Origin of the sequence: Kutzneria buriramensis, assembly GCF_003387475.1 — a bacterium.
In the GTDB taxonomy this organism is placed as follows: Bacteria; Actinomycetota; Actinomycetes; order Mycobacteriales; family Pseudonocardiaceae; genus Kutzneria; species Kutzneria buriramensis.
In genome coordinates, this window is the sequence record NZ_QUNO01000003.1 from 63,439 (window position 1) to 74,239 (window position 10,801).

Annotated in this window: 10 protein-coding genes; 2 read left to right on the plus strand and 8 right to left on the minus strand. The window is 70.9% G+C overall.

From position 1 onward, the window contains the following. Nucleotides 1–71 precede the first annotated feature (71 nt). The gene (locus BCF44_RS08730) at nt 72–1,739 is read left to right on the plus strand and encodes an APC family permease (protein ID WP_116173689.1); all 1,668 of its coding nucleotides are present in this window, start codon (nt 72–74) and stop codon (nt 1,737–1,739) included. A 151-nt stretch (nt 1,740–1,890) separates the two neighbouring features. On the opposite strand, the gene BCF44_RS08735 is transcribed toward BCF44_RS08730, so the two are convergent. Both BCF44_RS08735 and eccB read right to left on the minus strand, forming a co-directional pair. After that, nucleotides 1,891–2,538, minus strand: a complete 648-nt coding sequence (locus BCF44_RS08735) for a LuxR C-terminal-related transcriptional regulator (protein ID WP_116173690.1) — start codon at nt 2,536–2,538, stop codon at nt 1,891–1,893. A gap of 10 nt (nt 2,539–2,548) precedes the next feature. Further along, the gene (gene eccB, locus BCF44_RS08740) at nt 2,549–3,916 is read right to left on the minus strand and encodes a type VII secretion protein EccB (RefSeq protein ID WP_116174234.1); all 1,368 of its coding nucleotides are present in this window, start codon (nt 3,914–3,916) and stop codon (nt 2,549–2,551) included. Between the two features lie 162 nt (nt 3,917–4,078). Between eccB and BCF44_RS08745 the strand changes: the two genes are divergently transcribed. Further along, nucleotides 4,079–5,167 carry a type VII secretion protein EccE gene (locus BCF44_RS08745; RefSeq protein WP_116173691.1) on the plus strand — a complete coding sequence of 363 codons (1,089 nt, stop codon included), beginning with the start codon at nt 4,079–4,081 and terminating at the stop codon, nt 5,165–5,167. A 53-nt stretch (nt 5,168–5,220) separates the two neighbouring features. On the opposite strand, the gene eccD is transcribed toward BCF44_RS08745, so the two are convergent. The 6 genes from eccD to BCF44_RS08775 are packed head-to-tail and all read right to left on the minus strand — an operon-like array spanning nt 5,221 to nt 10,600. Continuing rightward, the gene (gene eccD, locus BCF44_RS08750; protein WP_116173692.1) at nt 5,221–6,582 is read right to left on the minus strand and encodes a type VII secretion integral membrane protein EccD; all 1,362 of its coding nucleotides are present in this window, start codon (nt 6,580–6,582) and stop codon (nt 5,221–5,223) included. After that, entirely contained in the window at nt 6,579–6,911 is a 333-nt protein-coding gene (locus BCF44_RS08755; protein WP_116173693.1) for a YbaB/EbfC family nucleoid-associated protein, read from the minus strand. The genes eccD and BCF44_RS08755 overlap by 4 nt, the downstream gene beginning before the upstream one ends. An 11-nt stretch (nt 6,912–6,922) precedes the next feature. Beyond that, nucleotides 6,923–7,393, minus strand: coding sequence for a hypothetical protein (locus BCF44_RS08760; RefSeq protein WP_116173694.1), 471 nt, complete (start codon nt 7,391–7,393; stop codon nt 6,923–6,925). Beyond that, nucleotides 7,387–8,805: a WXG100 family type VII secretion target gene (locus BCF44_RS08765; protein WP_116173695.1), complete on the minus strand. Its 1,419-nt coding sequence runs from the start codon at nt 8,803–8,805 to the stop codon at nt 7,387–7,389. Before BCF44_RS08765 ends, BCF44_RS08760 begins: the two co-directional genes overlap by 7 nt. Further along, a complete protein-coding gene (locus BCF44_RS08770; RefSeq protein WP_116173696.1) occupies nt 8,802–9,848 on the minus strand; it encodes a WXG100 family type VII secretion target in 1,047 nt (348 codons plus the stop codon). Before BCF44_RS08770 ends, BCF44_RS08765 begins: the two co-directional genes overlap by 4 nt. 14 nt (nt 9,849–9,862) lie before the next feature. Continuing rightward, entirely contained in the window at nt 9,863–10,600 is a 738-nt protein-coding gene (locus tag BCF44_RS08775; protein ID WP_116173697.1) for a WXG100 family type VII secretion target, read from the minus strand. Between the last annotated feature and the right edge of the window lie 201 nt (nt 10,601–10,801).

Below are 10,801 nucleotides of genomic sequence, written 5' to 3' on the forward strand. Positions count from 1 at the left end.
CGCCATGCTCCGCAAACCCGAACGGGTGGTGCAGTTCACGTCCACAGTGGACCAGAGAGCAGGGGTGAGCGATGGCTTCGCCGTCAAACGTCGCGCCTTCGGCCGGAGGAACCGGGCACTTCAAGAGAACCGTCGGCTTCTACGGGCTGATGTTCATCTCGCTCGGCTCGATCATCGGGTCGGGCTGGTTGCTGGGCGCGCTCAACGCCGCCAAGGTCGCCGGTCCCGCCTCACTCATCTCATGGGTGCTGGCGGCGGCGATGTTGGCGGTCCTCGCGCTCATCCACGCGGAGCTCGGCGCGGCCTACCCGGTCGCCGGCGGCACCGCACGGTTCCCGCTGTTCGCGTTCGGCCGGGTCGCCGGCTTCATCGCCGGTTGGTCGTCCTGGATCCAGGCCGTCGCGATCGCGCCGATCGAGGTCGAGGCCAGCCTCGCCTACCTGGACAACATTCCGTGGGTGAAGGACAACCTGAACCTGCTCAACGAGGACGGCACGCTGACCGGCAGCGGCTTCGGCTGGGCCACCCTGCTGATGGTGATCTTCACCGTCGTCAACATCGTCGGCGTCAAGCTGCTGTCCGAGAGCAACACCATCACGGTGCTGTGGAAGACCGCGGTGCCGCTGCTGACCGTCGTCGTGCTGGTGCCGCTGAGCTTCCACGGCGCCAACTTCAGCGCGGGCGGCGGTTTCATGCCGTTCGGCCTGCACGGCGTGTTCCAGGCGCTGCCACTGGGCGTGGTGTTCGCGTTGCAGGGCTTCGAACAGTGCATCCAGCTGGCGGCCGAGGCCGCCCAGCCGAAGAAGGACCTGTCCCGCGCCGTGCTCGTCGCGATGGGCATCGGCGCGATCGTGTACATCCTGCTGGAGATCGCCTTCATCGGCAGCCTCGACCCGGCCGCGCTGGTCAAGGGCTGGGCCGACCCGATCGCCAAGGGTGACTTCGGCCCGTACGCCACGCTGGCCATCGCGGCCGGCGCCAGCTGGCTGGCCTACATCCTGTACGTCGACGCGTTCGTCTCGCCGGCCGGCACCGGCCTGATCTACGTCGGCACCTCGGCCCGGCTGACCTACGCCCTGGGCCGCGACAAGCAGATCCCGAGCGCGTTCGGCAAGCTGAACGTGCGCGGCGTGCCGCTGTGGTCGATCATCCTCGCGTTCGTCATCGGCGAGGCGTCCTTCGCGCCGTTCCCGTCCTGGAGCCAACTGGTCTCGGTGGTCACCTCGGCGACCGCGGTGATGTACGCCTTCGCCCCGGTGTCGCTGGCCGCGCTGCGCAGGCAGGACCCCGACCGCGAGCGGCCGTACCTGACCCCGCTGCCGGCCATCCTGGCCCCGCTGGGCTTCGTCTGCGCCAACCTGATCATCTACTGGTCCGGCTGGGACGTGAACTACCAGATCGGCTATGCGATCGTGGCCGGCCTGGTCGTGTTCGCGATCACCCGCGCGTTCCAGAAGCCGGAGACCCGGTCCAAGCTGGACCTCAAGGCGGCGCAGTGGATCGTGCCGTGGTTCGCCGGCCTGATCCTGCTGGGCTACCTGGGTCGCTACAACCTCGACGCGAAGTCGCCGTCGCTCAACCTCCTGCCCGACGGCATCGACGTGCTGGTCGTCGCGGCGTGGTCGCTGATCGTCTTCTACTGGGCGGTCGCGTGCGCCCGGCCCACCGAGGAGGTCGTCGCCGCGGTGGAGGAGGAGCAGTTCGAGCTGGCGAACCAGCCCGAGATCAACACCGCCTGATTCGCACCGTGTGACAGCGGCCCCCGGCGCCCCGCCGGGGGCCGCTGTCTTTCCCCCCGCGAGTCGCGCTCTCAGACACACCGAATGTGTGTTTCAGGCAGAACCCCCGCGAGTCCGCCCACTGTCACACCGAAATCCGGTCTGCGGCAGATCAGTCGGCCCGGTGGGCGATGCCTTCCTCGATCGCCAGCCGGGTCAGCTCCGGCCGCCGGCGGCGGCCGGTCTTGTCCCGGATCCGGTCCAAATAGGACCGTACGGTGCGGACGGTGATGTTCATGGCCTCGGCGATGTCCTGATCCCGTTCGCCCGCGGCCAGCAGCGAGAGCACCTGCCGTTCCCGGTCGGAGAGCACCAGTTTCGGCCCGGTGTGCCGCTCCCGTGAGGAATTCAGCACGAACGAGGCCAGTGTCGGCGACACGTAGCTGTTGCCGATGGCGATCTCCCTCACGGCGCGGAGGATCTCGTCGCCGTCGGAGTCCTTGGAGAGGTAACCGCGGGCGCCCGCGGCGATGGCGCCCAGCACCTCCGCCTGCCCGGCGTGCGCGGACACCACCAACACCTTGTGCCCCATGCCGACGACCTCCAGCACGGCCGCCGCGTCCTGCACGCCCCGCAGCTTCAGGTCCAGCACCACCACGCTGTCCGGCCGCTGCCGGCCGGCCGCGAAGCGGCCGACGGAGTCGGCGACCACCCCCAGCTCGATGTCCGGGGCGTCGGCCAGCACGCGGGCCACCGCGGCCCGGTAGAGCGGGTGGTCCTCGATCACGCCGACGACGATCGGTTCTCCTTCGGCCCCCATCTGGTCCCCCTCAGTTCGCAGGCGCCGGCTGGGTGGCTGCGGACCGGCCCAGCGCCGGGCCCTTCGGCAGCAGCGCGAGCAGGCTGGTGTCGACGGTCGGCGCGGAGACGCCGCCGTAGCCCAGCGCCTTCACCGACTCGTCGTCGGCGACCGGATACCTGCTCCCGGTATCCGTGATCAGGTACACGGCGTTGGCCCGGTCCTTCACCAGCGCGCCCGATCCCGGTGGCACGTAGACGTTCTGCACGCCTCGGGCATCGGTCTTGCTCACCGCCATCGGGTGCGCGTCGGCCGGCAGCGGCACGTCCCGACTCACCGTGACCTTCGATCCGTTGGCGCACAGGGTGATCGTCGCCGGCACGGTGGCCACCACCTGCGGCACCTTGACCGGGTAGCCGCCGACGTTCTCGTCCACAGTGGACCCGTTGGCGCGCGGCGCGGAGTTCACCTGCGCGGTGGTCACCTGGATCGTTCTCGTGCCGGCGTTCAGCGGGTTTCCGGTGACGAGCTTCTGCTCGGTCTGGGTTACCGCCTGCACGGAATCCTTGCGCACCAGGTAGAAGCCGCCGTTGTCGGCCTGGAGCACCTGGCCGACCCGGGTCGGGTTGCCGCCGATGGCCGGCCCGGGCGCGCCGCTCTCGTCCACCTTGATCAAGGCGAGCGACTGGCCGGCCGGGACCGTGTCCAGCCAGGCGTCGGCGACCGGCACGAACGGCAGGCCGTCATAACCGAGAGCGGTCACGGCCGCGGCGTCGGGCAGCGCGTACCGGCGTCCGGCGGTGATCAGGTAGCGGGCCCCGGAATGCGCTTGCACGAGCAGGCCCTGGCCGGCCGGCTCCGGCGTGCCGCCGCTCACCGGGCCCAGCACGACCGTCGAAACCGGCTCCACGCCGGCGGGTTGGTCGGCGGACGCGCTCGTGCAGGTCGTGAAGGCCGCGCCCAGCAAGTGATCCGTCGAAGGAATCGAATCCGGCGCCCCCGGGATGCCGTAGGCCGGTCCGCGAGAGACGCTCGCCAGCGTCGCCGCGGGCACGGTCACGGTCTTGTCGCCGTTGCCGCCGGCGAGCAGCCGAGCGGAGGCGAAGTTCAGCACCGGATGCAGGACCTTGTCCTGGCCCAGGATGAAACGTGCGCCGGTCTCCTGTTCGACGATGACCTGCCCACCCTGCCGCCAATCGGCGTCACCCGTCGGATTGATCACGCCCAGCACGCCGAACACCGCCGTGACCAGCAGGCCCGCGCCCGCCCCGATCGCGACGCCCAGCACCAGCCGTCGGCTCGGCGAGACCGGATGGTTGGCGTCGGCGGCGACCAGCGCCGACACCAGGCGACGTCGCAGGAACTGGTACGCCTGGATCTGGTCTCGCTGCGTCCACACCACGTGCCCCCAAGCCCGTGCCCCCTAGAAACACCTTGCCCGGTAAGCAATACCTCTGTACGGGCGACCCGAGCATACCTATGCTTCGAGGGTCGCCCACGAGAAGTTCTGGGAATTTCGGGCAGCTTTGCCGGACACTAGGGCAAGGAGCGTCGCAGCGCCATGACGTTGGCAGAGACGACCGCGCAGGTCAGGCCCCGGGCGAAGGCCCGGTGGCTGCGCCCGGTGACCGCCGGGCAGATCGCGGTGTGGCAGATCGCCGCGCTGGCCGTGCTGATGACCGTGCAGCCGTTCGACGTGACCGCCATGGTCGTCGCCGGCTCGGCGGTGGTCGTGGTCGCCGCGACGTCCGTGCGACGCGGCGGACTGTGCCTGTACCAATGGATCGGTGTGCGGCTGGCGTTCCTCCGGCGGTCCAAGCCGACGCCGTCGCAGGATCCGATCGAGGCCGTATTGCCCGGTTTGAAGGTGATTCGCCACGTCGACCGCGCCGGCAACCGCGTCGGGCTCGCCTGCGTCGGCGCGGACCGTGTCGCCGTCGTCCGGCTGCCCTCCGGTGTCCGCCCCGAGTTCGACGTGTTGGTCACCGCCCTGCGCGAGGCGCAGGAGCGCAGCGACATTCCGCTCGCCGGCGCGCAACTCGTCGTATGGACCGTGCCCGGGCCGACCTCCGCCGAGCCGATGCGGATCTTCTGGCTCGCCCTGCGGTATCGCCCCTCCGTGGCGCCCGGCGCCGCGCTGGCCCGTGGCGGCGGCGCCACCGGCTCCGATCGTGCCGCCGCCAGCGCCGCCCTTGGTCTGGTCGGCCGACTCGCGGAGGCCGGTCAGGCCGCCGCCGTTCTCGACGAGCCCGAGCTCCGTCAGGACCTGCTCGTGGCGCTCGGCGCAGACCCCCGTGCCTTTGCCGGCACGCCCGGCGCGCGCCCCGTCGTCACCGTCGCCGAGAGCTGGCGCACGTGGTCCATCGGCCGCCTCACCCAGATGTGCTTCGCCCCCGGTCAGCGGGTGGCAACGGAGATCCTCGGGGTCTTGGTCCCCGGCTCCGAGTTCACGTGCTCATCGCTGCTGCTGCGGCGCACCCCTCGCGGCACCACCGAGACCTCCGTCTCGCTACGCCTCGGCTACGTCGCCAAGCACGCCCAGCAGCGCCCCGAGCCCACCGTCAAGCGCCTGGCCGCCGACCTCCACCCCACCAACGGCCGCCACTCCGCCGCCCTCCTCCGCTCCCTCCCCCTCGCCACCCCCGACTGACGAACCCCGGCGAGTCGCGCTGCGGGACAGAGCGAATGTAGGTTTCAGGCAGGTCAGAGCACGCCGCGAACGACCTCGTAGACGTTGAGGACGGCCCCGACCAGCGGCACGATGGCGATCAGGCCGAGGAACTCGGCGATGTCCATCAGCCGCGACCAGTACGGCGAACGCCGGCCGCGGCGGACGCGGGTGGCGTGGGCGAGGCACAGGATGGCGGCGACGACCAGGGCGGCGACGGCGATGAGCACGCCGTGCTGCCACACCACGAGCCACGCGCCGAGGCGGCCGAGCATGGCGAGCCCGGCGAGCAGGAGGACGAGCCGCTGGGCAGTGCCGGCGTAGGAGCGGGACCGGAGCAGCCAGACGACGCCCAGCACGCCGGAAAGCGCGGCGGGCCAAGGGGAATCGGCGCCAAGCAGCGCGAACACGCCGCCGACGGCGGCCAGCGCCAGGGCGGCCAGCAAGCCGGTGAGGACCCGCTCGGCGTTGGCGGTCTGGTCGAGGACATCGGGCCCGAGCGTCGGCTGCTCCTCGGCGCGGAAGGAGTCGATGTCGGCCGGCACTCGCGGCAACGGCAGCTTGCCGAGTCGCAGGGCCAACATCGGCGCCAGGGCGGCCAAAGCCGTCGACAGGGCCGTCAAGACTGCGGCGGGGCCGGCGATCGGGACGCCGGAGAGCAACACAATCGCCGCGGTCACGGTGCCGAAGGCGGCGGCGACGGCGAGTCCTCCGAACCACGGCAGCCGGTCCGCCAACAACACCGCGGCAAGCACGCCGTAAGCCGTCAAGGCGGCCAGGCCGGCGGCGATCGAGGCAACGTCCAGGGACGCCTCGAACGGCGGCACGGCGGTCAAACCGGCCAACAGCGCGGCACCGACGCCGGCGGCCGCGCACGACACGCCGGAACCGGAATCCCCGTAGGCACGGGTCAAAGCGCCGCCGGCGAGCAACAGAACCAAGGCGAATACGCCACAGGCGGCCGGTGCGTACCAGGTGCCGGCCAACCCGGCGGCCAGCAGGGCGGCAGCGCCGAGCAAGGCCACCACCGCGGCCAACTGCGCGGATCGGCGGGCGATGGACCCCGCCCACGCGCCGGTCTTGGTCGCGGCGACGCTGGCGATGGCGTCGACGACATCGTCGAACAGCAGCGGCACGACCTGCCGCTCGCGCGGGCTCAGGTGCAGGACCTCGCCGTCACGCAGGCCGATCGCCGCCACGGTGAGGCCCGGCGGAAACGGCGAATCGCCGAGCCGGGACAGCACCCAACCCGGGTTGTCGGGCGACGCCTGGCCTTCGGCCCCCGACAGGCGGACCAGTTGCGGCACCAACTCGGCGAGGGTGCTCTGCACCGGCAGCGCGACGTCCACACGCGCCCGGGGAGTGACAACGGTGATCCGGCGCGTCGTGGAGATCATGACGTGAACCGCTCCATCCGGCCGGCGGCCTCGATCACCGGCGCGAACCGGGCGCTGGTCGCCTCGGCCATCTTGCGCAGCCCGTCGTTGACGGCCTCCAGCACCATGTCCCCGAGGTCACGGGCGTTGTAGCGGCGCATCGACTCCGGGTCGATGTCGATGGCGGTGAACTGGCCGCTGCCGCGCAGCGACACCGTCACCTCGTTGCCGCGCGAGTACCCCTTGACCTCCATGGCCTCGACCCCGCGCTGGATGCGCTGCACCTGCTCCTGCTGCAGCCGCACCTGATCCAGCAGACCCTGCACGTCGACACCGGTCTCCAGGTCCATGCTCCCGCCTCTCACTCGTCGTCCGCGCGCAGGTGGAAGCTGGCCACCAGCCGCTGGAAGTCCGGCACCGCCCGCTCGGCCTGCGACGGCGTGCAGGTGCCGGCCAGCTCGACCGCCACGTGCCCCGCGTTGTCCGGCAACGGAATCGACAGGTGCACCTGGTACTGCGCGAGCCGCTGGCCGCCCACCAGCAGGTCGATCACCTGGGCCACGCCGGGCGCGGGCTCGCCGCCCACGTCCTGCCGGCTGCGCACCACGAGCTCGTCGGCGACGCCGGAAAGCCGCTCCACGGCGGCATCCGCGGCGGCATGAATGTCCACAGTGGATTCTGGATCTCCGACGCCGACGGTGATGTTCGGCGTGAACTCGCCCTCGGGCGTGGGCAGCACGACCACCAGCGCCGCGCCCGGCGCCCCCGACTCGGCCGGGTCCACGGGCACCCAGCCGTCCGGCACGTCCACACCCAGCGGCAGCTCTACCACGCGACCATCGCCCTCGCCGCCTGCCTCGCCGTGTTGGACACCGATTCCATCGCCTCATGACCGTAGTGCGATGCGGTCTCCCACACCTTGGGCAGGTCCACGTCGATGTTCGCGCCGACGCTGGCGCCGACCCCCAGCGCCGCCCCGACCTTGAAGTTCACCTTGATGTGGCCGTTGTCCATTGTGGCCTGTCCGTCGAACTGGGCGCCGATACCGGCCTCCAGCTCGCCCTTCGCGCCGACGCCGATGCCGGCGACATCGACGCCCGCGGAGCCGCTGAGTTTGGCGCCGGCAAAGGCATCCAGGTGCGCGGCGACGCCGTGGGAGCTGCCGTCGAGGTGTCCGCCGAGCTGGCCGCCGACGTACGCGTCGACGTCGCCCTTGGCAGTGACCACGCCGTCGGTGAGCGCGCCGCTCGCGCCGACATCGGCCAGCGTGCCCTGGATCTTGCCGTCGAGCCGGAACTCGCCGCCGTGCACGAGCGCGGAGCCGTCCCAGGTGGCACGCGGGCCGAGGTAGGCGTGGGCCTCGTCGACATTGTCGCCGACCTTGCCGCCCCAGCTGTCGTCGCCGATCAGGCCCTCGCCTTTGAGCAGCGTGATATCCGTGCTGTGCCACAGCTTCTGGCCGGCGCCGGCCTTCTCCGGAAGTTCGGCGTCACCGAACGGCGTGTCGTCCTTCTTCGGCGCTCGGGTGCCGGAGAAGCCGTCGTCGGTGAGCTTGTACCAGCCGGAGTTGGAGAACCAGGACGGCACCGAGCGCGGCCGCTTGCGACCGTCCAGGATCTCGTCGCCGATCCACGACAGCGAGCCCTTCTTCAGCTGCGTGAGGTCGACCTTGACCTTGCCCGGCCCCTCGTCCTCCTTCTCCGCCGGCTCGGCGGTTTCCGGCTTCAGGCCGTACAACTGGGTGAGCGCGTCGGCGAGCCGCTGCCGCAGCGCGGTCGCCGACTTCACCGCCGAGACGCCCAACTGCTGGCACGCGTTGAGGAAAGCCTGCTCGGAACCGGTCGCCGCGGTGCGGGCCTCGTCGATGAGCACCTTGGCGTACTGGAGGAACTCGGACCGTACGGTGTCCATTGAGGACATCGTGGTCTGGATCGCGCTCGCGGTCATCGACAGCCGCCGCGACTCCGTGTTCAGCTGCTGCGTGACGTCATCGATGTCCTTGGTCAGGATGCCGGCCGCCGACGCGAAGGCCTTCTGCGCCGTGCCCTGCCAACTGGCGTCGGTTTTGCCGGCGCAGCCGGAGATCTCCGTCGACACGGCGGCCAGGTTCTTGGCCTCGTCGGCCTGCCGCTGCGCATGTTGTTGCAGCGCGCCGGGATCGCCGGTGACCTGCTTGGCGCACTGGTCCAGGACGTTGAGGTAGCTGCTCAGAACCGACGCGACGACGCCGGAGATGTCCGTCACGACACCCCGACCTTGCCCGTGCCCGTCACGGAGATGTGCTCGGTGACGTGCTGGCCGTTGACCGGGATGTCGACGTCCAGCTGGGCGTCATGGCCGGTCGGGATCTCGACGGTGGTCGACTCGTCGCCGATCGTCGTGGTCACCTTGATCACGCCGGTGTCGGCGGCGGGCGGGGTGGCCGGTGCGGTGGGCGTGGTCGCCGCCGGCGGGTCGACCGGGATCCATGTGTTGGCGGTGCTCGGGTTCGTGCCGCCGAGCGCGGGCGGCGTGTAGTTGTACGGGTTCGTCGACGGCAGGGTGCCGGTGGTCGGCGTGGTGCCGTTCGGCGTCGTCACCGTCGGAACCGTCGGCGTCGACGTGACCTGTTGGCCCGTGGTGGATGCGACCGGAGGCGGCGTCACCGGCGCCGTGACCGGATTGCTGGTCACGGTCGAGGTCGACGGCGTGGTGCCGGTCGGCGTCGACGCGGACGCGGACTTGTTGTTGCCGAAGAGCTTCTCCAGCTCCTGGATGATCGACACCAGCGTGGTGACCTCGGTGGCGATCTTGGTGAAGCCGAGCGTCTTGAGCAGCGCGCCGATCGCCTCGATGAAGCTGCGCAGCGAGGCCGAGGTCGCGGTGGACAGCGCGACCGCCGCCGCGTGCGTCCACGGGTTCGACATCAGGGCGGCGACCGTCGGGTTCACCGCCGAGACGACCGTGGTGTACGCCGTCTGCGCGGTCTTGACCAGCGTGCCGGCCACGCCGAGCAGCTGCGCGCCCTCCTGCACCACCTTGATGATCTTCTCGAAGGACTGCAGCGAGTCGGTGATCTTCTTCAGCGCCGTCTCCGACGCCGCACCCGACCACACCTGCGCCAGCTGCTTCTCCGCCTTGGCGAAGTCGTCCATCAGCGTGACGAACTGCTTGGCCTTGTCCAGCACCTGCGCCACGTGCGCGGCGACCTGCTCCGGCTGGCCGGTGACGATGCGCGGCAGGAACGTGATCGGCCCGCCGGAGCCCGCCGTCGCGTCCATCGCGCTGGAGTTCGGGAACGTGAACACGGTCGTCTCTCCTGTCAGGCCGGCATCGGACGGTAGACGCGGACCATCGCGAGCCCGCCGAAGTCCGGGGTGATCAGGCCGTGGTTGTAGAGCTGGCCGCCGGCGCCCGCGACGCCGATGTCGGAGTTGACCACCACCACGTCGCCCGCGTGCACGCCGCCGGGGATGTCGCCGAGGTTGCGGGCCACGCCCGAGTACACGCCGATCACGCCCACCTGGGCCTGGTGGTCGGGGCTCGAGTCCAACCAGTTGGCGAAGCCCGCGCTGTCGTGGGCGAACTGGCCGGCCGACGAGTCGTGGCCCAGGCCCGCGTGCCCCAGGTAGTCCAGCACGTTGCCCACCGAGTGCGGATCGCCCGCGCCGCCCATGCTGTCGTTGAACGCCGACGCCGCGACCAGGCCGGCCGCCGGGCTCGACCACAGGCTCGCGGTGTTCGCCGTGCCGGCCGTGCCGCCGCCGAAGCCCTGGGCCACCGCCCGGTCCGCCTCGTCGTACGCGTCGGCGCTCTTCTTGATCAGGTCGTTGACCGCCTGGAGGCCCTTCAGCAGCGACTGGAGCGCGGCGACCTGCTGCGCCTGCATCGCGACGTTGCCGGACGCCACCGCGTCGCCGATCATCGCGAACGTCGTCGGCGCCAACACCAGCTTCTCCAGGTCGAGCACGGCGTTGACGGTCTGCATGATGATGCCGCCGATGTTGCCGACCGCGGACCGCATGGCCTCCGGACGCACCTCGTACTGACCGGTGTCCATCCCACTCCCTCCCTGGTCGGCGACCTTGTGAGACGGAGAGTAGAGCGGTAGCAAGGGCAACCCAGACGGCAAAAGTACCCACTGTGTTCTTGGCGCGCGTGCCGCGCGCGGCTCGGCCCCTCGGGCCCGCTGCCTTCGCAGCTCCAGGCAGCGGCGGGGCCGAGCGACTCGTGTGTTGGCGGTAGAAATACCCACAAGGTC

Bases quoted from the DNA above. Each gene is read 5' to 3' on its own strand.
- BCF44_RS08730 (WP_116173689.1), top strand. From the start codon at position 72: ATGGCTTCGCCGTCAAACGTCGCGCCTTCGGCCGGAGGAACCGGGCAC.
- BCF44_RS08735 (WP_116173690.1), bottom strand. From the start codon at position 2,538: ATGGGGGCCGAAGGAGAACCGATCGTCGTCGGCGTGATCGAGGACCAC.
- BCF44_RS08745 (WP_116173691.1), top strand. From the start codon at position 4,079: ATGACGTTGGCAGAGACGACCGCGCAGGTCAGGCCCCGGGCGAAGGCC.
- eccD (WP_116173692.1), bottom strand. From the start codon at position 6,582: ATGATCTCCACGACGCGCCGGATCACCGTTGTCACTCCCCGGGCGCGT.
- BCF44_RS08755 (WP_116173693.1), bottom strand. From the start codon at position 6,911: ATGGACCTGGAGACCGGTGTCGACGTGCAGGGTCTGCTGGATCAGGTG.
- BCF44_RS08775 (WP_116173697.1), bottom strand. From the start codon at position 10,600: ATGGACACCGGTCAGTACGAGGTGCGTCCGGAGGCCATGCGGTCCGCG.